The organism is Pseudomonas sp. NY8896 (assembly GCF_039634505.1).
Map to the genome: position 1 here is coordinate 5,415,229 of NZ_CP132350.1, position 19,853 is coordinate 5,435,081.

At 62.3% G+C, this 19,853-nt stretch carries 25 protein-coding genes; 13 read left to right on the forward strand and 12 right to left on the reverse strand.

Features of this window, described 5'->3' with window-relative positions; genetic code table 11:
* Window positions 1-53 precede the first annotated feature (53 nt).
* From Q9451_RS24375 to Q9451_RS24385, 3 genes are read left to right on the forward strand one after another with little or no spacing between them, the layout of a single operon-like run.
* Window positions 54-1,043: a 2-hydroxyacid dehydrogenase gene (locus Q9451_RS24375; protein ID WP_012270934.1), complete on the forward strand. Its 990-nt coding sequence runs from the start codon at window positions 54-56 to the stop codon at window positions 1,041-1,043.
* A gap of 31 nt (window positions 1,044-1,074) precedes the next feature.
* Window positions 1,075-1,512: a hypothetical protein gene (locus tag Q9451_RS24380; RefSeq protein ID WP_012270933.1), complete on the forward strand. Its 438-nt coding sequence runs from the start codon at window positions 1,075-1,077 to the stop codon at window positions 1,510-1,512.
* Complete coding sequence (locus Q9451_RS24385) at window positions 1,509-1,913, forward strand: META domain-containing protein (RefSeq protein WP_012270932.1); 405 nt, start codon at window positions 1,509-1,511, stop codon at window positions 1,911-1,913. The genes Q9451_RS24380 and Q9451_RS24385 overlap by 4 nt, the downstream gene beginning before the upstream one ends.
* A gap of 34 nt (window positions 1,914-1,947) precedes the next feature.
* Here Q9451_RS24385 and Q9451_RS24390 read toward each other — a convergent pair whose 3' ends face one another.
* Complete coding sequence (locus tag Q9451_RS24390; RefSeq protein ID WP_012270931.1) at window positions 1,948-2,412, reverse strand: TlpA disulfide reductase family protein; 465 nt, start codon at window positions 2,410-2,412, stop codon at window positions 1,948-1,950.
* Window positions 2,413-2,497: 85 nt separating this feature from the next.
* Here Q9451_RS24390 and arsC point away from each other — a divergent pair, with 85 nt between their 5' ends.
* The 3 genes from arsC to Q9451_RS24405 are packed head-to-tail and all read left to right on the forward strand — an operon-like array spanning window position 2,498 to window position 3,859.
* The gene (gene arsC, locus Q9451_RS24395) at window positions 2,498-2,851 is read left to right on the forward strand and encodes an arsenate reductase (glutaredoxin) (RefSeq protein WP_041166405.1); all 354 of its coding nucleotides are present in this window, start codon (window positions 2,498-2,500) and stop codon (window positions 2,849-2,851) included.
* Complete coding sequence (wrbA, locus tag Q9451_RS24400) at window positions 2,848-3,453, forward strand: NAD(P)H:quinone oxidoreductase (protein ID WP_012270929.1); 606 nt, start codon at window positions 2,848-2,850, stop codon at window positions 3,451-3,453. The genes arsC and wrbA overlap by 4 nt, the downstream gene beginning before the upstream one ends.
* The gene (locus Q9451_RS24405; RefSeq protein WP_041166404.1) at window positions 3,446-3,859 is read left to right on the forward strand and encodes a DUF2069 domain-containing protein; all 414 of its coding nucleotides are present in this window, start codon (window positions 3,446-3,448) and stop codon (window positions 3,857-3,859) included. Before wrbA ends, Q9451_RS24405 begins: the two co-directional genes overlap by 8 nt.
* Before the next feature lie 40 nt (window positions 3,860-3,899).
* Here Q9451_RS24405 and Q9451_RS24410 read toward each other — a convergent pair whose 3' ends face one another.
* Both Q9451_RS24410 and ttcA read right to left on the reverse strand, forming a co-directional pair.
* On the reverse strand, window positions 3,900-4,571 hold the full coding sequence (locus tag Q9451_RS24410; protein WP_012270927.1) for a DNA-3-methyladenine glycosylase I: 672 nt from the start codon (window positions 4,569-4,571) through the stop codon (window positions 3,900-3,902).
* Window positions 4,572-4,575: 4 nt separating this feature from the next.
* Complete coding sequence (gene ttcA, locus Q9451_RS24415) at window positions 4,576-5,400, reverse strand: tRNA 2-thiocytidine(32) synthetase TtcA (RefSeq protein ID WP_012270926.1); 825 nt, start codon at window positions 5,398-5,400, stop codon at window positions 4,576-4,578.
* A 262-nt stretch (window positions 5,401-5,662) separates the two neighbouring features.
* Between ttcA and Q9451_RS24420 the strand changes: the two genes are divergently transcribed.
* Window positions 5,663-6,262 carry a Yip1 family protein gene (locus Q9451_RS24420; protein WP_012270925.1) on the forward strand — a complete coding sequence of 200 codons (600 nt, stop codon included), beginning with the start codon at window positions 5,663-5,665 and terminating at the stop codon, window positions 6,260-6,262.
* Between the two features lie 131 nt (window positions 6,263-6,393).
* Window positions 6,394-6,888 carry a SprT family zinc-dependent metalloprotease gene (locus Q9451_RS24425; RefSeq protein WP_012270924.1) on the forward strand — a complete coding sequence of 165 codons (495 nt, stop codon included), beginning with the start codon at window positions 6,394-6,396 and terminating at the stop codon, window positions 6,886-6,888.
* An 87-nt stretch (window positions 6,889-6,975) separates the two neighbouring features.
* Here Q9451_RS24425 and fpr read toward each other — a convergent pair whose 3' ends face one another.
* Entirely contained in the window at window positions 6,976-7,755 is a 780-nt protein-coding gene (gene fpr / locus Q9451_RS24430; RefSeq protein WP_012270923.1) for a ferredoxin-NADP reductase, read from the reverse strand.
* A 118-nt stretch (window positions 7,756-7,873) separates the two neighbouring features.
* On the opposite strand from fpr, the gene finR reads away from it, so the two are divergent.
* The gene (gene finR / locus Q9451_RS24435; RefSeq protein WP_012270922.1) at window positions 7,874-8,800 is read left to right on the forward strand and encodes a LysR family transcriptional regulator FinR; all 927 of its coding nucleotides are present in this window, start codon (window positions 7,874-7,876) and stop codon (window positions 8,798-8,800) included.
* On the opposite strand, the gene Q9451_RS24440 is transcribed toward finR, so the two are convergent.
* The 3 genes from Q9451_RS24440 to Q9451_RS24450 all read right to left on the reverse strand — a co-directional run bounded on the left by Q9451_RS24440 (window position 8,797) and on the right by Q9451_RS24450 (window position 10,776).
* A complete protein-coding gene (locus Q9451_RS24440; protein ID WP_010952700.1) occupies window positions 8,797-9,162 on the reverse strand; it encodes a diacylglycerol kinase in 366 nt (121 codons plus the stop codon). The two genes, finR and Q9451_RS24440, sit on opposite strands and share 4 nt — an antisense overlap.
* Before the next feature lie 73 nt (window positions 9,163-9,235).
* Window positions 9,236-9,886 carry a response regulator transcription factor ErdR gene (erdR, locus tag Q9451_RS24445; protein WP_012270921.1) on the reverse strand — a complete coding sequence of 217 codons (651 nt, stop codon included), beginning with the start codon at window positions 9,884-9,886 and terminating at the stop codon, window positions 9,236-9,238.
* 179 nt (window positions 9,887-10,065) lie between these two features.
* Window positions 10,066-10,776: a tRNA-uridine aminocarboxypropyltransferase gene (locus Q9451_RS24450; RefSeq protein WP_012270920.1), complete on the reverse strand. Its 711-nt coding sequence runs from the start codon at window positions 10,774-10,776 to the stop codon at window positions 10,066-10,068.
* A gap of 218 nt (window positions 10,777-10,994) precedes the next feature.
* Between Q9451_RS24450 and Q9451_RS24455 the strand changes: the two genes are divergently transcribed.
* Window positions 10,995-11,414, forward strand: a complete 420-nt coding sequence (locus Q9451_RS24455) for a quorum-sensing-regulated virulence factor family protein (RefSeq protein ID WP_012270919.1) — start codon at window positions 10,995-10,997, stop codon at window positions 11,412-11,414.
* A 15-nt stretch (window positions 11,415-11,429) separates the two neighbouring features.
* Here the strand turns inward: Q9451_RS24455 and Q9451_RS24460 are convergent, their stop codons facing one another.
* Complete coding sequence (locus tag Q9451_RS24460; protein WP_012270918.1) at window positions 11,430-11,639, reverse strand: hypothetical protein; 210 nt, start codon at window positions 11,637-11,639, stop codon at window positions 11,430-11,432.
* Window positions 11,640-11,799: 160 nt separating this feature from the next.
* On the opposite strand from Q9451_RS24460, the gene Q9451_RS24465 reads away from it, so the two are divergent.
* On the forward strand, window positions 11,800-12,921 hold the full coding sequence (locus Q9451_RS24465; RefSeq protein WP_012270917.1) for an LOG family protein: 1,122 nt from the start codon (window positions 11,800-11,802) through the stop codon (window positions 12,919-12,921).
* Window positions 12,922-12,970: 49 nt separating this feature from the next.
* On the opposite strand, the gene recX is transcribed toward Q9451_RS24465, so the two are convergent.
* From recX to Q9451_RS24485, 4 genes are all read right to left on the reverse strand, one after another.
* A complete protein-coding gene (gene recX, locus Q9451_RS24470) occupies window positions 12,971-13,441 on the reverse strand; it encodes a recombination regulator RecX (RefSeq protein WP_012270916.1) in 471 nt (156 codons plus the stop codon).
* A 20-nt stretch (window positions 13,442-13,461) separates the two neighbouring features.
* Entirely contained in the window at window positions 13,462-14,529 is a 1,068-nt protein-coding gene (recA, locus tag Q9451_RS24475) for a recombinase RecA (protein WP_012270915.1), read from the reverse strand.
* A gap of 103 nt (window positions 14,530-14,632) precedes the next feature.
* On the reverse strand, window positions 14,633-15,115 hold the full coding sequence (locus Q9451_RS24480; RefSeq protein ID WP_012270914.1) for a CinA family protein: 483 nt from the start codon (window positions 15,113-15,115) through the stop codon (window positions 14,633-14,635).
* 64 nt (window positions 15,116-15,179) lie between these two features.
* Window positions 15,180-16,238, reverse strand: coding sequence for a hypothetical protein (locus Q9451_RS24485; protein WP_012270913.1), 1,059 nt, complete (start codon window positions 16,236-16,238; stop codon window positions 15,180-15,182).
* 186 nt (window positions 16,239-16,424) lie between these two features.
* Here Q9451_RS24485 and mutS point away from each other — a divergent pair, with 186 nt between their 5' ends.
* Together mutS and fdxA are read left to right on the forward strand one after the other, a co-directional pair.
* Window positions 16,425-18,998: a DNA mismatch repair protein MutS gene (gene mutS, locus Q9451_RS24490; RefSeq protein WP_345960797.1), complete on the forward strand. Its 2,574-nt coding sequence runs from the start codon at window positions 16,425-16,427 to the stop codon at window positions 18,996-18,998.
* Window positions 18,999-19,138: 140 nt separating this feature from the next.
* The gene (fdxA, locus tag Q9451_RS24495) at window positions 19,139-19,462 is read left to right on the forward strand and encodes a ferredoxin FdxA (RefSeq protein WP_012270863.1); all 324 of its coding nucleotides are present in this window, start codon (window positions 19,139-19,141) and stop codon (window positions 19,460-19,462) included.
* The last annotated feature ends 391 nt before the right edge of the window (window positions 19,463-19,853 follow it).

Below are 19,853 nucleotides of genomic sequence, written 5' to 3' on the forward strand. Positions count from 1 at the left end.
CTTGATACAGGCAACCACCACCCCAAGACATGCACCACAAAGGAAACCCCACCATGCGCGCCCTGTTGTTCAGCAGCCAGCACTACGACCAAGAAAGCTTCACCGAGGCTGCCAACGGCACGTCGCTGGAGCTGCATTTCCAGCCCGCCCGCCTGACCCTGGACACCGCCGCACTGGCCGATGGTTTTGAGGTGGTGTGCGCCTTCATCAATGACGAACTCGACGCCACGGTGCTGCAGCGCCTGGCCGCAGGTGGCACACGGCTGATCGCCCTGCGCTCGGCCGGCTACAACCACGTAGACCTGGCTGCCGCCCAGCGCCTGGGCCTGGCCGTGGTACGCGTGCCGGCCTACTCGCCACACGCCGTGGCCGAGCACGCCGTGGCGCTGATCCTGGCGCTCAACCGGCGCCTGCACAGAGCCTACAACCGTACCCGCGAAGGTGACTTCACCCTGCACGGGCTAACCGGCTTCGACCTGCACGGCAAAACCGTGGGCGTGGTCGGCACCGGCCAGATCGGCGCCGCCTTCGCCCGCATCATGGCAGGGTTCGGTTGCCAATTGCTGGCCTACGACCCCTACCCCAACCCAGAGCTGCTGGCCCTTGGCGCGCGTTACCTGCCCCTGCCCGAGCTGCTGCGCGAAGCCCGCATCATCAGCCTGCACTGCCCGCTGACCGAACACACCCGCCACCTGATCAATGCGCAAAGCCTGGCCCAGTTGCAGCCCGGCGCCATGCTGGTCAACACCGGTCGCGGCGCGCTGGTCGATACCCCTGCGCTGATTGACGCGCTGAAAAGCGGCCAGCTTGGCTACCTGGGCCTGGACGTCTACGAAGAAGAAGCCCAGCTGTTCTTCGAGGACCGCTCCGACCTGCCACTGCAGGACGATGTGCTGGCCCGCCTGCTGACCTTCCCCAACGTGATCATCACCGCCCACCAGGCCTTCCTCACCCGCGAGGCGCTGGATGCCATTGCCCAGACCACGCTGGACAACATCAACCGCTGGGCGGCAGGCAATCCACAGAATCTGGTGATGGGTTAGTGCTAGGATACGCGGCATTTCTGGAGGACCCATGGTCGAGCACGATTTCCGCTACACCCTTTTCAACCCGCAACACACCCTGATCGAGTGCCGTGCCTTGGTGCCGGGCCGCTACCAGGTCACTGGCAACGGCGGCTCGATGCACAAAGGCGACACCCTGCTGGTCACCCTGAAGGGCAGCAAGGACTTGTCCATGCGCCTGACCGTGGAGAGCGTACGCCACCTGATCAACCCACGCGGCCAATGGGTTGCCGTGGCTACTGGCCCGGTGTTCAACGAGCTGGAAATCCTCACCTGGCAGGTCGAGTGCGACAACTGCGACGCCGTGCTGGACTTCGAGTTCGCGGTAGATGCCAAACTGGGCAAGAAAGCCCGCCAGCCTGCCGCCAGCGCGCGCATTGCCGAGCTGGGCTGGGTCAGCCGTGGCGAAAAACACCTGTGCCCCCATTGCCAGGAGAGCGCCGCGTGAAAAACCTGCTGACCGGCGCGCTGATTGCCACCGGCCTGCTCGGCTGCGCCGCCGAACCGTCCAAGCTGCAGCAGGAGCGCAGCTATGTGTTGGAGTGGATTGGCGAACGACCACTGATGGACTACAGCCACCTGACCCTGACCCTGGCCAGCGACGGCCGTGCCTACGGCAACGGCGGCTGCAACCACTGGTTTGCACCGTACACGCTCGATGGCGAGCACCTGAGCTTCGGCAAGGTCGGCAAGACCCGCAAGCTGTGCGCACCGGCGCTGATGGAGCAAGAAAAGCGCTTCCTGCAGGCGCTGGAAACGGTAGAGCGTTGGGACGTATCGCCGGTGGAGCAGATGCGCTTCTGGCCGGCCGAGGGCAAGCCGCTGCGCTTCTGGCCTGAAGAAGGCTGATAATCAATGGGGCCGCTTTGCGGCCCCAACTGCATCAGGCGCCTTTCAGCGCCTTGATCTTGGCTTGCAGCCCTTCCAGCGTCTGCTCGCCCAGCAACTGCTCACGCACCTTGCCCTTGTCATCGATGATGTAGGTCACCGGCAGCGCCTCGCTGCGCGGCAGGTCATAGCGCTCGGCCGGGTCCTGGGCCAGCACGGTGAAACCGATACCCAGGGTTTCAGCGGCCTGCTTCAAGTCCTGCCCCTGCAAACCATCGAAGTTCACCCCCACCACCTTGATGCCATCAGCCGCCCACTGCTTGGCCGCTGCGTTCAGTTCCGGGATCTCGGTACGGCACGGCCCGCACCATTCAGCCCAGTAATTGAGCACCAGCCAGTGCCCTTCGATCTGTTCGGCCTTAACCGTATTACCGTGTTGGTCCACGCCATAATCGGCACCGCAACCACCGAGCAACAGGCTCGCGGTGATGGCCAGTACTGCTGCCAGACGCCTTGCCATGGGTCAATCCTTCTCGAGTTTTAAAGCAAATTGGTCAGTCGCTGCGGTTAGAATAGCCGCCACACCCAGCTGGATGCGACCCGACATGACTGACCTCACGCTCTATCATAACCCGCGCTGCTCGAAATCCCGCGGCGCGCTGGAACTGCTCGAAGCCCGCGGCCTGGCACCGACCATCGTGCGCTACCTCGAAACCCCGCCCGACGCAGCCACCCTCAAGGCCCTGCTCGGCAAGCTGGGCATCGCCCCACGCCAATTGCTGCGTACCGGCGAGGACGAATACAAAGCGCTCAACCTGGCCGACCCGGCACTGACCGACGCGCAACTGATCGAAGCCATGGCCCAGCACCCCAAGCTGATCGAACGGCCGATTCTGGTCGCCGGTGACAAGGCCGTGGTCGGTCGCCCACCGGAAAAAGTGCTGGAGATCCTGCCGTGAGCGTGCCCTACATCCTGGTGCTGTATTACAGCCGCCATGGTTCCACCAGCGAAATGGCCCGGCACATCGCTCGCGGCATCGAGCTGGCCGGCATGGAGGCACGCTTGCGCACGGTGCCGGCGATTTCCACCGAATGCGAAGCGGTGGCCCCGGATATCCCAACCAGTGGCGCGCTGTACGCCACCCTCGACGACCTGCGCCATTGCGCCGGCCTGGTACTGGGCAGCCCGACCCGCTTCGGCAACATGGCGGCGCCGCTGAAGTACTTCCTGGATGGCACCAGCAGCCTGTGGCTGGGCGGTGAGCTGGTCGGCAAGCCAGCGGGCGTGTTCACCTCCACCGCCAGCCTGCACGGCGGCCAGGAAACCACCCTGCTGTCGATGATGCTGCCACTGATGCACCACGGCATGCTGGTAATGGGGCTGCCCTACAGCGAGTCGGCGCTGCTCGAAACCCGTGGCGGCGGCACCCCTTACGGCGCCAGCCACCACGCCGGTGCCGATGGCAAACGTGAACTCGACCAACACGAGATTGCCCTGTGCCGCGCCTTGGGCCAACGCCTGGCGACCACGGCCAAGGCCCTGGAGGCCGCGCGTGGCTAAAAAGCCCAAGGTGTTGCCGCCGCTGGAATGGCTGGCACCTCGCCTGCGCCTGACGCGGGCGTTGAGCCTGGCGTTCTTCTTCGGCCTGATCGCCCTGCTGGTGGTGAACAACCTGTGGTTCGCCAACCTGCATGGTGCGCGGGTCGAGGTGATCCTGGCGATCGAACTGGTGCCGTTGCTGTTGCTGCTGCCAGGCATGCTGACAGGCAGCGCCCGGGCACATGCCTGGACCTGCTTCGTGGTGAATATCTATTTCATCAAGGGCGTGCTGGCGGCATTCGACCCGGCGCGAGCGGTATTTGGCTGGGTTGAAGTGCTGGTGAGCCTGGGGCTGTTCATTGCCGGGCTGCTCTATGTGCGCTGGAAGTTCCAGCATGAGCGGCGCCTGGCGGGCGAAGGCAGTTAGACGCTTCGCGGGCTTGCCCGCGAAGAAACCAACACACCCGTCAATGGTTGACGGTATGCGCCAGCATCACCGACAACTGGCACAGCGGCCGACCGCTCTCTGCGTGCCACTGGTTGAATGCCTGCTGCACCAAGGCCAGGTCACGCTGGCTGGTCGGTTGCTTGTCTATCACCTTCTGCGCGATCAACGCCGCCGCCATGTCATCGGTAGGGATGAAGGTGTCCTTGCCAACCATGCGCAGAAAACGCGGCGCCGACAACCCGCCCAACTGGTTGCCATGCTTGGCCAGGTACTTCCACAAGCCGACGATATCGGTCACCGGCCAGTCGGCGATGAACGCGCCGAAACTGCCCTTTTCCTTGGCCACGTCGAGAATCATCTGCGCATTGCGCGGCACGCTCTTGAGCTTGCCCAGGTGGCGGATGATGCGCTCGTCATGCATCAGCCGCTCCAGGTGCTCGGCGCCCATCAGCACTACCTTTTCCGGGTCGAAGCCGAAGAACACCTGCTCGAACGCCGGCCACTTGGCATCTACCAGGCTGTGCTTGAGCCCGGCGCGGAACACGCGCAAAGCCAGGGTCGACAGGTAGCGGTCGTCACTGATGTCGCGCAATTGCGCCGGGGTGCGCGGCTGCGGCAGAAAGGCCTCCAAGGCCTGGGCCGAGCCAAAGCGGTTCAGGCAGTACTCGTGCAGCCACTGGTAATCGCGCATAGGCTCAGATGTTCAGCACATCGAGAAAACGCGGGGTGGCGTTTTCGTCGATCTTCAGGCTGGTGAAATCGAACAGGTTGCGGTCGGCCAGTTGCGATGGCGCCACGTTCTGCAGCGCCCGGAAGATACTCTCGGTACGGCCCGGGTGCTTGCGCTCCCACTCCACCAGCATGTCCTTGACCACCTGGCGCTGCAGGTTTTCCTGCGAGCCGCACAGGTTGCACGGGATGATCGGGAATTCCTTCATGTCCGAGTAAGCCTGGATGTCCTTCTCGCTGCAGTAGGCCAGCGGCCGGATCACCACGTTGCGGCCGTCGTCGGCGCGCAGCTTCGGCGGCATGCCCTTGAGCGCGCCGTTGAAGAACATGTTGAGGAAGAAGGTTTCGACGATGTCGTCGCGGTGGTGCCCCAACGCCATCTTGGTCGCGCCGATTTCGTCGGCGAAGGTGTACAGGGTGCCACGGCGCAGGCGCGAACACAGCGAGCAGGTGGTCTTGCCCTCGGGCACCAGCTCCTTGACTACCGAGTAGGTATCCTTCTCGACGATGTGGTACTCGACGCCCAGCTCCTTGAGGTAGGCCGGCAGCACATGCTCGGGGAAGCCCGGCTGCTTCTGGTCCATGTTCACCGCGACGATCTCGAACTTGATCGGCGCCACCTTCTGCAGGTGCAACAGAACGTCGAGCATGGTGTAGCTGTCCTTGCCGCCGGACAGGCAGACCATGACCTTGTCGCCATCCTCGATCATGTTGTAGTCGGTGATGGCTTCGCCGGCGAGACGACGCAGGCGTTTTTGCAGTTTGTTCTGGTTGACCGAGAGGGTGCCCATAGCGCTTGGATCCGCGAGGTGTGACAAAAGCCGGCTATTTTACGCACAAACGCGGCATCGCTGTAGGCATTCCGATAAAGACTTCAATGTAATCAACAGCACGCCTTACAGCGCAATTTGCTCTAAAAAGCACGGTTTGTGCCGGTAACCGCTTCCTATACTGCGACATAAGGCCACATTACCGCTTGCATCGGTGTTCGGGCCTCGGGCCGCTTGCGCTCCATCTGGGGGGCGTTTGGCAACATTGAGAGGAGTGATCGGCATGATTCATCACGTTGTGGGGCTGTTTACCCATCCCGATCAGGAATGGCGGGAAATTCGTGGCGAAGAAGAAACCATCAGCCACATGTACCTGACGCACACCCTGATCCTGGCGGCAATCCCTGCCATTTCAGCCTTTATTGGCACAACCCAGGTGGGCTGGGTGATCGGCGACCGGCCGGCAGTGATGCTGACCATGGAAAGCGCCATCTGGATGAGCATCATGTCGTACCTGGCCATGCTCGCCGGGGTGGCGGTAATGGGCGCGTTCATCCATTGGATGGCTCGCACCTACGACGCCAACCCTTCCATGGCTCAGTGCATCGCCTTTGCCACCTACACTGCCACCCCCTTGTTCATCGGTGGCCTCGCGGCACTGTACCCGCACCTGTGGCTGGGCATGCTGATCGGCACTGCCGCCATCTGCTACACGGTGTATTTGCTGTATGTCGGCTTGCCGACGTTCATGAACATACCGTCCGACGAAGGCTTCCTGTTCTCCAGCTCGGTGCTGGCGGTGGGCCTTGTGGTATTGGTGGCGATCATGGCCGCCACGGTGATTATCTGGGGACTGGGCGTGGGGCCCGTCTACACCAACTAGAACAGACTCAACCAACACTGGGGCATCAACCAGGGGCCGCCGCAAGGCGGCCTCTGGCTGTGCGCTGACCGGTGGCTCGGCAGGCCGCCGATGCTTGCGGCATAATGCCCGGTCAGGAGAACCGCCCCACCATGCCCGAGCTGCTCAAAGAACGCGTCGAAACCTGTTACCAGCAAGCCGAAACCTTTTTCAAACGCCCCTTCCCGCGCCCGGAAGTCAGCTTCAAGCTGCGCGGGCAGAAAGCAGGTGTCGCCCACCTGCACGAAAACCTGCTGCGCTTCAACCTGCAGCTCTACCGTGAAAACCAGGAAGACTTCCTGCGCCAGACCGTGGCCCATGAAGTGGCGCATCTGGTGGCCCACCAACTGTTCGGCGATAGCATCCAGGCCCATGGCGAGGAGTGGCAACTGATCATGCGTGGGGTGTACGAGCTGCCACCCAACCGTTGCCACAACTATGAGGTGCAACGGCGCGCGACGACCCGCTACATCTACCGTTGCCCGTGCCCGCAGGGTGATTTCCCGTTTACCGCGCAGCGGCACAAGCTGGTGCGCCAGGGGCGGCGCTACCTGTGCAAGCGGTGCCGGGCGATTCTGGTGTACAGCGGCGAGACGCGCGTCGAATAGGCACACCGACCGCCCCACAAACAGCGCATTTCTCAGAAGCAATAAAAAAGGCGACCCCAGGGTCGCCTTCTTGTACCAGCCTGCGCCTTACTTCTCGACGAAGGCTCGTTCGATCAGGTAATCACCCGGCTCGCGCATGCGGGCAGAGACTTTCAGGCCGAAGCTGTCCAGCACTTCGCTGGTCTCGTCGAGCATGCTCGGGCTGCCGCAGATCATCGCGCGGTCGTCCTGCGGATTGATCGGTGGCAGGCCGATGTCACTGAACAGCTTGCCGCTGCGCATCAGGTCGGTCAGGCGGCCCTGGTTTTCGAACGGCTCGCGGGTCACGGTCGGGTAGTAGATCAGCTTTTCGCGGACCGACTCACCGAAGAACTCGTTCTGCGGCAGGTGCTCGGTGATGAACTCGCGGTAGGCCACTTCGTTCACGTAGCGCACGCCGTGCACCAGGATGACTTTTTCGAAGCGCTCGTAGGTTTCCGGGTCCTGGATGACGCTCATGAACGGCGCCAGGCCAGTACCGGTGCTCAGCAGGTACAGGTGCTTGCCTGGGTTCAGGTCGTCGAGCACCAGGGTACCGGTAGGCTTCTTGCTGATGATGATCTCATCGCCTTCCTTCAAGTGCTGCAACTGCGAGGTCAGCGGGCCGTCCGGCACCTTGATGCTGAAGAATTCCAGGTGCTCTTCCCAGTTTGGCGAGGCGATGGAATAGGCACGCATGAGCGGGCGGCCGCTTTCCTGCTGCAGGCCGATCATCACGAACTGACCGTTCTCGAAGCGCAGCCCCGGGTCGCGGGTGCACTTGAAGCTGAACAGGGTGTCGTTCCAGTGGTGCACACTGAGGACACGTTCGTGGTTCATGTTGCTCATCGATGGGGCTCCTGAAGAAAAACGCGGCGCGCAAAACGCGCAGTTGCGCGATAGTTTAGGGGCAGCGACAATATCTGTTAACTGGATTATCAAGATATGTGTTATCGGTTATATCGATATGCGATTCACACTTCGTCAACTGCAAGTCTTCGTCGCCGTCGCTCAGCACCAAAGCGTCTCTCGGGCCGCTAGCCTGCTGTCGCTGTCGCAGTCGGCCGCCAGCACCTCCATCACCGAACTGGAGCGGCAATCGAGCTGCCAACTGTTCGACCGTGCCGGCAAACGCCTGGCCCTCAATGCCCTGGGCCATCAACTGCTGCCACAAGCGGTGGCCCTGCTCGACCAGGCCAAGGAAATCGAAGACCTGCTCAACGGCAAGTCCGGTTTCGGTTCGCTGGCGGTCGGCGCCACGCTGACCATCGGCAACTACCTGGCCACCCTGCTGATTGGCAGCTTCATGCAGACCCACCCGGAAAGCCAGGTAAAGCTGCACGTACAGAACACTGTGCATATCGTGCAACAGGTAGCGCACTACGAAATTGATCTAGGTCTAATCGAAGGCGACTGCAACCACCCGGACCTGGAAGTGCAGCCGTGGGTCGAGGACGAACTGGTGGTGTTCTGCGCGCCGCAGCATCCGCTGGCCAAGCTGGGCCGTGCCGATATAGACAACCTTTCGCAAGAGGCGTGGATCCTGCGCGAGCAAGGCTCAGGCACACGCCTGACCTTCGATCAGGCCATGCGCCATCACCGCGCCAACCTCAATATCCGCCTGGAGTTGGAGCACACCGAAGCGATCAAGCGCGCAGTGGAGTCGGGCCTGGGTATCGGTTGCATTTCACGCCTGGCCCTGCGTGACGCCTTCCGCCGTGGCAGCCTGGTACCCGTGGAAACCCCGGAACTGGACCTGATGCGCCAGTTCTACTTCATCTGGCACAAACAGAAATACCAGACGTCGGCCATGCGTGAGTTTCTCGAGCTATGCCGCAACTTCACTGCGGGCTTTACCCGCAGTGACGAAATTGTGTTGCCGCCAATCGCTTAAAGCAGGATCACGCCCCACACCAGCGCCACCATGGTCAGTGCCACCAGTTGTGCGGCGCTGCCCATGTCCTTGGCATTTTTCGACAGTGGGTGGCGCTCCAGCGAAATGCGGTCGATGGCCGCCTCTACCGCCGAATTGAACAGCTCGACGATCAGCCCCAGCAGGCACACCGCGATCATGATTGCCCGCTCGGCACGGCTGACCGGCAGCCAGAAGGCTATCGGGATCAGCAGCACGTTGAGCAGCACCAGCTGGCGGAATGCGGCCTCGCCCTTGAAGGCGGCGCGCAGGCCGTCCAGCGAGTAGCCGGCGGCGTTGAAGATGCGTTTGAGGCCGGTCTGGCCTTTGAATGGCGATGTCATGTGAGTCACTTCACAACAGAAAGGCCAGCAGACTAGACCGGCTCGGGTCAAAAAAGCGTGAAGCCACGCGCAGTCAGTTGCTGGCAACCGATTCAAGTTGTTGCAGCAGCAGCGCGGCCTGGGTCCGGGTACGCACGCCCAGCTTGCGGAAGATCGCGGTAACGTGGGCCTTGATGGTCGCTTCCGACACGCTCAGCTCATAGGCGATCTGCTTGTTCAGCAGGCCTTCGCAGACCATGGTCAGTACGCGGAACTGCTGCGGCGTGAGGCTGGCCAAGCCCTCGCTGGCGGCCTTGGCCTCGGCCGAGACATCCACCTTCTCGAACGCCTGCGGCGGCCACCAGACCTCGCCATCGAGCACCTTGCGCACCGCATCCTGGATCACTTCCAGGGGGCTGGATTTGGGAATGAAACCACTGGCGCCAAACTCGCGGGACTTGACCACCACGGCGGCCTCTTCCTGCGCCGAAACCATAACCACGGGGATCTGCGGGTATTGCCCACGCAACAGCACCAGCCCGGAAAAACCGTAGGCACCCGGCATGTTCAAGTCCAGCAGCACCAGGTCCCAGTCGGCTTTTTCGCTCAGGCGGGTTTCCAGTTCGGCAATGCTCGCGACTTCGACCAGGCGTACATCCGGGCCCAGGCCAAGGGTAACGGCCTGGCGCAGGGCGCCACGGAACAGTGGGTGGTCATCGGCAATCAGGATTTCGTAAGTGGCCATCGATCTAAGGATCCTGTTCTGTGCCAGGCGCTTGGGGGTAAAGGAGGCGCCCGGCGGGGAATCGGCGCCAAGGATGCCGAGCACGGTCAAGGGTGGTCAAGCCAATCGCCCTGCCGTCTCGCCCACCCTGGCTGCCAGCTCCGTCATTATGAACCAAAGCAGGGGTTGTGCCCCTTGGACTATAGGAAGGTATGCAAACGTTGGTGGGTGTCGTCCTGCTCGTCCAGCGGCAGGCGCTGCTTGCCGCTCAGGTAATGCAGGCTGAACACATCCAGGTACGCATCCAGCGCCTGGGAGGCCTGGCTGTCGCCGGCCAGGTCCAGGCACATGGCCGCGACTTCCGCCGTGCAGAAATGATCGTCGCGCTTGGAGCGACGCAAGCGGTAGCGCGACATCTGTTCGGCCTGCAGGCTCAGCACCGGAAAACGGTCCAGGTACGGGCTTTTGCGGAACATCTTGCGTGCTTCGGTCCAGGTGGCATCCAACAGGATGAACAGCGGGCGCTTGCCAGGCTCGCGCACCACCTCGCTGACCACCCGCTCCTGAGCAACGAACTCGCCCGGGAAAACGATATAGGGCTGCCAGCGCGGGTCGTCGAGCAAGGCCAGCAGGCGCTCGTCAACCGAGGTGCGCAACCAGCCGAAGGCCGCGGTGTCTTCGATCAGGTCGGCAATCAGCCAGCCGGTGTTGGTGGGCTTCAGCGGCTCGGTGTCATGCATCAGCAGGCATACACCGGCGTCAGCCTTCACCCGGGGCTTCCAGGCACACAGGCAATGGGTAGCGATGACCCGGCAATCCGGGCAACGCTCTGCTCGCGAGCCACGGGCGATGAAAGGCTTGTTGCTGCGGGCCAGGCGTTCGGCGCGCAGGCGCGCTACCGCATGGCTCATGCCGGCAGGCCTCTGGACAGGTTGGAAATGGGCACAAGGATGACTCGGAGAAAACAAGGGTGCCAGTCTACCAGAACAGGGGGCAATTGCTGTGCAGGCGGCAAGGTGGCCCTTATAATCGGGGTTTTATCGCGCCCGGTAGTCACCACCGCGCGATTTCACGGAACGCCGTCGACCCGCGCATGTCAAAGCGCCAGTCATCGAACCAGGAGAGATTCATGCTGCGCCTTATCGCCCCCGCCCTGAGCTTGTTGCTCGCCCTGCCTCTGGCAGCCCAGGCGGCTTCCAAGCAGGATTACGACCTGAACAAGATGCTGGAGAAGGTTGCCAAAGAGAGCAGCGTCGGCACCCCGCGTGCGATCAACGAGGACATCCTCGATCAGGGTTACACCGTTGAAGGCAAGGCGCTGGTCAACCACCTGAGCGTGCGCCAGAGCCACGCTGAACGCATGCAGGCCAACCCTGCACAGGTGCGTAGCCAACTGGGCGACAGCGTCTGCCGCAATAGCGGTTTTCGCAACCTGATGTCCAAGGGCGCGGTGATGGTCTACCGTTTCACGGTTTACAAGACCAACCAGCCAATCATGGACCAGGCCTTCGACAGTGCCAGTTGCGTTGCCGGCAACAAGAAGAAGTAAAGGCAGCCCTCCCAGCTATACCTTCTCGTCCTCGCGGGCACTCCAGTGCCCTTCGGCGGCGTCGGCGCGCATCTCGGCCAATAACGCCTGCAAATAGCGCGACTGACACTCCAGCCCCGCCAACCTGCGGCGGCACTCGGCCTCAAGGCTCAGGTGATGCACCTGGGCCGCGTTCTCCAGCTGCTGAAAGAGCTGCCGGTCCACCTCGATGATCAAGCGATGCATACCGCCACCTCCTGCATCGATACGTTTCGCCCTACCAGTTAACCAAACCCATGCGGCCGGTGGCCGCATGCCGACGGGCGGCGGTGGCAAACAGCCCGGCACAATCGGTCGCGAGGGTCTAGATTGAGGTCAGAGGTATTGGTGCAGAAGGAGACGTTGCATGCCTTACCAATCGAATGAACTGCTGTTCAGCCACTTCCGTGACAACAACATCGACTTGAACCACATCGACGCACAACTGCAACTGGTTGCACCCGACAGCCCCAACCTGCCGCTGTACCGCGACATGATGCTGACCATCCTGCGCATGGCCCACGACGACAGCGACCGCTGGAACGCCAAGATTACCCTGCAGGCCCTGCGCGAGCTGGACCACTCGTTCCGCACCCTGCAGCGCTACAAAGGCCGACGCAAGGTGACCGTGTTCGGTTCGGCGCGCACCCCGCTGGAACACCCCATGTACGCCCTGGCCCGCGAGCTGGGTGCCACCCTGGCGCGCTCCGACTTGATGGTCATCACCGGCGCCGGCGGCGGTATCATGGCCGCCGCTCACGAGGGTGCCGGCAGTGCCCACAGCCTGGGCTTCAATATCACCCTGCCCTTCGAACAACATGCCAACCCCACGGTGGATGGCACCGACAAACTGCTGCCGTTCCATTTCTTCTTCATCCGCAAACTGTTCTTCGTCAAGGAAGCCGACGCTTTGGTATTGTGCCCCGGCGGCTTCGGCACCCTTGATGAAGCGCTGGAGGTCCTGACCCTGATCCAGACTGGCAAGAGCCCGCTGGTACCGGTGGTACTGCTGGACTCGCCAGGCGGTAGCTTCTGGCGCGACTGCCTGGACTTCATCAGCCGCCAGTTGGAAGAAAACCGCTACATCCTGCCCAGCGATCTGAAGCTGGTGCGCCTGGTGCACAGTGCCGACGAGGCAGTGGAGGAAATCAACCAGTTCTACAGCAACTACCATTCCAGCCGCTGGCTCAAGAGCCAGTTCGTTATCCGCATGCATCACCCGCTCAGCGAGGCCGCGCTGTATGACATCCAAGAAGGCTTTGCCGACTTGCGCCTGAGTGGCAAATATCACCAGCAAGCTGATAGCAGTGCCGAGCATGAAGTAGGCAATTTCAATCACCTGACCCGCCTGTCATTCGCCTTCAATGGCCGCGACCAGGGCAGGCTGCGCGAGTTGGTGGATTTCATCAACTTGCCCGAGAACTGGGCCAAGCCGCAACCCATGCATACCACGCAGCGGGCCAGGGAGGCGTTGAAGGTCAGTTCATAGGTGTTTGCTGCAGGGGGGCCGCAAAGCGGCCTCAGCCTTTCAGCAATGCTCAGTAATCGTCGAGATCACGCCCACTGAGCAGGCGGCCGATCATGTCCATGGGGAACCCACGGTATGCCAAAAACCGGGTCTGCTGGGCACGACTGCGCGGGTCTTGCGGGCGCTGCCCGGCAAACTTGCGCTGCCATACGTCATGCATACGCTCGCGCCAATCCACTTCGCTCTCGCGCAATGCCTGCTCGATATCAGCACGCGCCAAGCCACGCTGCCCCAGCTCCTCACGAATACGCGAAGGACCGTAGCCAGAGCCTGAACGATAGCGGATGAAGCTTTCGAGGTAACGGGCTTCACTCAGCAGCCCTTCTTCGGCGAGCCGGTCGAGCTCAGGCTCTATCAACTCGTCCGAAGCGCCGCGCTGACGCAACTTGCGCGTCAGCTCGACGCGACCGTGCTCACGTCGCGCGAGCAGGTCCATGGCTGTCCGCCGGATGGCGACGGGGGTGTCGAGTACGGCGGACATATTGGCTATCTACCGCGCAATCAATAACCGGCTTCGGCGTCAGCCACATCGTCGGCACTGGCATCAACGGCGGCAGCCTTGCCGGCTTCAGCGGCAGCACCGGCTTTCAACAGCTTTTCACGGATCTGCTTCTCGATCTCGGCACCAATAGCCGGGTTTTCCGCCAGATACTTGGCAGCGTTGGCTTTACCTTGACCGATCTTGTTGCCCTGGTAGGCGTACCAGGCACCGGATTTCTCGACCAGGCCCTGAGACACACCCAGGTCAATGATCTCGCCGTTACGGTAGATACCTTTGCCGTAAAGAATCTGGAACTCGGCCTGACGGAACGGAGGCGATACCTTGTTCTTGACGATCTTGACGCGGGTTTCGCTACCGACCACTTCGTCGCCTTCCTTGACCGCGCCGGTACGACGGATATCCAGACGCACCGAGGCGTAGAACTTCAGGGCGTTACCACCGGTGGTGGTTTCCGGGCTGCCGAACATCACGCCAATCTTCATACGGATCTGGTTGATGAAGATGACCAGGCAGTTAGCGTTCTTGATGTTACCAGTGATCTTGCGCAGCGCCTGGGACATCAGGCGAGCCTGCAGGCCGACGTGCATGTCACCCATCTCGCCTTCGATCTCGGCCTTCGGCACCAACGCGGCCACGGAGTCGACGATGATCACGTCAACGGCGTTGGAGCGCACCAGCATGTCGGTGATTTCCAGGGCCTGTTCGCCAGTGTCCGGCTGCGAAACCAGCAGGTCGTCGACGTTGACGCCCAGCTTGCCGGCGTACTCAGGGTCGAGGGCGTGTTCGGCGTCGACGAAGGCGCAGGTGGCACCGTTTTTCTGAGCTTCGGCGATGACCGATAGGGTCAGCGTGGTCTTGCCCGACGATTCCGGGCCGTAGATCTCGACGATACGGCCTTTTGGCAGGCCGCCGATGCCAAGGGCGATGTCCAGGCCCAGCGAGCCGGTGGAGATGGCCGGAATGCCTTGACGCTCCTGGTCACCCATGCGCATGACCGCGCCTTTACCGAATTGACGTTCGATCTGACCCAGGGCCGCAGCCAAGGCGCGCTTCTTGTTGTCGTCCATTGAAATCCTCACGTGTTCGACTTGGCCCTGACGGCCGGAATACCTGTATAAGTAGCCAGTATTATTCCACAGGCCGGCGCCCGCGCAAACCCCTGTCGTCGATTTACTCGGCACCAAGCTGTAACAAGCCGTCTAACGCGGCGATCACCGTCTGTCGGCGCACCGCTTCGCGGTCACCGTCAAACTGGCGGCGCTCGCTGAACACCCGGTTGCCATCGCCCCAGGCCAGCCACACGGTACCTACCGGTTTGGCTGGCGAGCCGCCGTCGGGCCCGGCCACCCCGCTCACCGCCACGGCAAAGCGCGCCCCGCTGGCAACCTGGGCCCCGCGGACCATGGCTTCGACGACTTCCTGGCTGACCGCGCCTACCTGGCCGAAGAACACCTCGGGCACACTCAGCAGACGGGTTTTCTGGGCGTTGGAGTAGGTCACGTAGCCAACCTCGAACCAGGCCGAGCTGCCAGGTACGCGGGTAATGGCTTCGGCAATGCCACCGCCAGTGCAGGATTCGGCGGTGGTCACCTGCGCATTGAAACGGCGCAGGTGTTCACCCAGGCGGGTAGCAAGCGTGGTGATCGGGTCCATGTCGGGGCTCCTTGTAAACGGCCCTCTACCCTATCACCCCGCGTCGGGCCCTGGCTCAGGAAACCTACAGGCTGTCCCGGGCAATTTCGCTGAACGCACGCTCGTCGCGCCGACCGAGGCGCGGCAGCCCTTCAGGCCACTCCTCGCGCCAGTCGAAGCCGTCCAGCTTGCGCATGTCTTCGATTGCCGAACGCCACCAGATCACTTTGCACGCGCGCTGATAGTCATCATTACTCATCACGCTGCCGTACAGCAGCTTGCGGCCGATGCCCCGCAGCTCGCGCGGCACCCGCTTCAGGCTCCACTTCACCGACAACCGCGCCAGCCACGAAGGCACAGGACGATACGCCGGCACCTTGAGGGCCAGGCTTGGCATCTGCGGATGGAAGCCCTCGCCGTGCTTGGCGAAGAAGATTTCCAGGATGGCATGCACGTACTGTTTCATCGCGAAGTAGTGGCTGATCACCCCACGCGCTTCGTTGACCTGCGCCCCGTGCAATTCGAAGGAAAAGGCGATCTGTTCGATGGTGTGCAGGTCACCGGTGTAGGGCGTCCAGGCATCGATGCGGGGGATGGCGCGCTCGGCAATGCCGACATTGCAGCGGGTGAAACCCATGACGCCGCTGTTGCAGAGCCGCAAATCATCGGCCGGCGCATTTCCAGCCTCGGCCAGCCCGGCGCTGAAGCGAAGGTAGTCACTGCTGCGCGACGCCTCGGCCCAGCTCGTCTCCACTTCATCGACCAGGAACTGGCCGGCATCGACCTGGCTGAACAGCTTCAACGGCGATTGCAGGAACACCGTATCGGTATCGATGAACACGGTCTTGTCCGCCCACTGCCCGGCCTGAGCAATGGCGCAGGCCTTGCGCCGGTGGGTGTAGCCGCCGTCGCCGGTCCAGGCCTGCAAGGTCTGCTCGTCCAGCGTGATCACTTCCACCGGCCAGCCAGCAAAAGCCTGTGGCTGATCGGTAAGTACACGGATCACTGGCAGCTCAGCCGGTTTGCAACGCGCCATGGCGGTGAGGATGCTGAGTTTGGCCTCCAGCTGATAGATCCGGCGCTCGCCATAAAGGAGGTAGATCAGCTGTTGCTTTACATAGGGAACTGGGCTGGACACATTCATCGTACGGGTCACGGCTAGAGGCGTTTGTCGAGGGCCGCGCATTCTAGAGGTTAACGCCGCACGGCTCCACCTTTGCCGCCAGGCTGCGCGAACATGCCCCAATGCCTGCGCCTGCATCTCGCTGAAAAAGCCTGTACCATTGCCGGTTTACCCTTGCCAACCAGATCACCCGCTGTAAGGCCCTGAATGTCAGATCTTTCCGCACACACACCGATGATGCAGCAGTACTGGAAGCTGAAAAACCAGCACCCAGACCAGCTGATGTTCTACCGCATGGGCGACTTCTACGAAATCTTCTACGAAGATGCGAAAAAAGCCGCGAAACTGCTGGATATCACCTTGACCGCCCGCGGTCAGTCGGCCGGCCAGTCCATTCCCATGTGCGGGATCCCGTTCCATTCGCTCGAAGGCTACCTGGCCAAGCTGGTCAAGCTGGGCGAATCGGTGGTGATCTGTGAGCAGATTGGCGACCCAGCCACCAGCAAGGGCCCGGTGGAGCGCCAGGTGGTGCGCATCATCACCCCTGGCACGGTCAGTGACGAGGCCCTGCTCGACGAGCGCCGCGACAACCTGATTGCCGCGCTGCTCGGCGACGAGCGCCTGTTCGGCCTGGCCGTACTGGACATCACCAGCGGCAACTTCAGCGTGCAGGAGATCAAGGGCTGGGAAAACCTGCTGGCCGAGCTCGAGCGGCTGAACCCGGTCGAGCTGTTGATCCCGGACGACTGGCCGCGCGATTTGCCTGCGGAGAAACGCCCTGGCGCCCGCCGCCGCGCACCGTGGGACTTCGACCGCGACTCGGCGCGCAAGGCCCTGTGCCAGCAATTCGCGACCAAAGACCTCAAAGGCTTCGGCTGCGACAAGCTGACCCTGGCCATCGGTGCCGCCGGCTGCCTGCTGACCTACGCCAAGGAAACCCAGCGCACCGCCCTGCCCCACCTGCGCAGCCTGCGCCACGAGCGCCTGGACGACACGGTCATCCTCGATGGCGCCAGCCGCCGCAACCTGGAGCTGGACATCAACCTGGCCGGCGGGCGCGACAACACCCTTCAGTCGGTGATCGACCGCTGCCAGACCGCCATGGCCAGCCGCCTGCTGAGCCGCTGGCTGAACCGCCCGCTGCGCGACCTCAAGGTACTGCAGGCACGCCAGGGTTCGATCCGCTGCCTGCTCGACAGCTATCGCTTCGAGAAGCTGCAGCCGCAGTTGAAGGAAATTGGCGATATCGAGCGGATCCTCGCTCGCATCGGCCTGCGCAATGCCCGCCCGCGCGACCTGGCGCGCCTGCGTGATGCCTTGGGCGCATTGCCCGAGCTGCAGAACGCCATGACCGAGCTCGAGGCACCGCACCTTGCGCGCCTGGCAGCCATCACCGGCACCTACCCGGAACTGGCCAGCCTGCTGGAGCGGGCGATCATCGACAACCCGCCGGCGGTGATCCGCGACGGCGGCGTGCTCAAGGCCGGCTATGACAATGAGCTGGACGACCTGCTGGCGATCAGCGAAAACGCCGGCCAGTTCCTGATCGACCTGGAAGCCCGGGAAAAGGCTCGCACAGGCCTTGCCAACCTCAAGGTCGGCTACAACCGCGTGCACGGCTACTTCATCGAGCTACCGACCAAGCAGGCCGAGCAGGCCCCAGGCGACTACATTCGCCGGCAGACGCTCAAGGGCGCCGAGCGCTTCATCACCCCGGAGCTGAAGGCATTCGAGGACAAGGCACTGTCGGCCAAGAGCCGCGCCCTGGCCCGCGAAAAAATGCTGTACGACGCCCTGCTGGAAACCCTCATCAGCCACCTGGCGCCGCTGCAGGACAGCGCCGCTGCCCTGGCCGAACTGGATGTACTCAGCAACCTGGCCGAACGTGCACTGAACCTTGACCTGAACTGCCCGCGCTTCGTCGACGAGCCGTGCCTGCGCATCGTGCAAGGCCGCCACCCGGTGGTGGAGCAGGTATTGACCACGCCGTTCGTGGCCAACGACCTGGGCCTGGACAACAGCACACGCATGCTGATCATCACTGGCCCGAACATGGGCGGTAAGTCCACCTACATGCGCCAGACCGCCTTGATCGTGCTGCTGGCACACATTGGCAGCTTCGTGCCGGCGGCCAGCTGCGAGCTGTCGCTGGTCGACCGCATTTTCACCCGCATCGGTTCCAGCGATGACCTGGCCGGCGGGCGCTCGACGTTCATGGTCGAGATGAGCGAAACCGCCAACATTCTGCATAACGCCACCGACCGCAGCCTGGTGCTGATGGACGAAGTCGGCCGCGGCACCAGCACCTTCGACGGCTTGTCGCTGGCCTGGGCCGCCGCCGAGCGCCTGGCCCAGCTGCGTGCCTACACGCTGTTTGCCACGCACTACTTCGAACTGACCGTGCTGCCGGAGAGCGAGCCGCTGGTGGCCAACGTGCACCTGAACGCCACCGAGCACAACGAACGCATCGTTTTCCTGCACCACGTGCTGCCTGGCCCTGCCAGCCAGAGTTACGGCCTGGCCGTGGCGCAACTGGCCGGCGTACCGACAGTGGTCATCCAGCGTGCCCGCGAACACCTGGGGCGCCTGGAAACCACCAGCCTGCCGCACGAGCAGCCCCCGGCCGCAAAAGCCAAGGATGCGCCGCAGGTACCGCACCAAAGCGACCTGTTCGCCAGCCTGCCACACCCGGCCATCGAGAAGCTGGGCAAGCTGCAGCTGGACGACATGACCCCGCGTCAAGCTATCGAAATGCTATATCAACTAAAGAACCTGTTATAACGGCGCCCACTACAAGCTGATAGAATCCGCCGCGGTTTGCTGGTGCTGCAGGTTATTAGCCTGGCCTGCAGCCACATACCTGTAAACCGCGCGGCCCTGAGAGGAAGGGCCGCCGCCGTCGCCTGAGGAGAGAATTAGAAATGACCTTCGTCGTCACCGACAACTGCATCAAATGCAAATACACCGACTGCGTGGAAGTCTGTCCGGTGGACTGCTTCTACGAAGGCCCGAACTTCCTGGTCATCCACCCGGACGAGTGCATCGACTGCGCCCTGTGCGAACCGGAGTGCCCAGCGCAAGCCATCTTCTCGGAAGACGAAATCCCTGCAGGGATGGAGAACTTCATCGAGCTGAACGCCGAACTGGCGGAAGTCTGGCCGAACATCACCGAGCGTAAGGATGCCTTGCCTGACGCCGAAGAGTGGGATGGCAAGACTGGCAAGATTGCCGACCTGGAGCGCTGATAACGCCCAGATGCGAAAAAGGCCCCTCGGGGCCTTTTTTGTTTTCTGCGGGCAAAAAAAGGGGCGGTTTGACCCGCCCACATTTTTTCCGTAGTCCCTGCTTGTCCCAAACATCATCCTGATGAAATCGCTTCTTGCGACGTCCTTGGCCTTCGTCCTGAAAGCCTGTGCATGTCCCTGTGCACAGTTCGAATACTAGCGGGTTGAGCCGGACGGGCAAGCGCGAACCCTCACAAGGTATTGCCGGGGACATATTCCCTCACAGCAAAATAAGCCATTGTTTTCAATGAGTTGGAAAAATACAGAGGCTGAAAACGACAATGATTTACTGAGACTTGCATAGATAGCTTACAAAACAAGTAAGAAAAGGCTTACATGGAATGTTACTGGG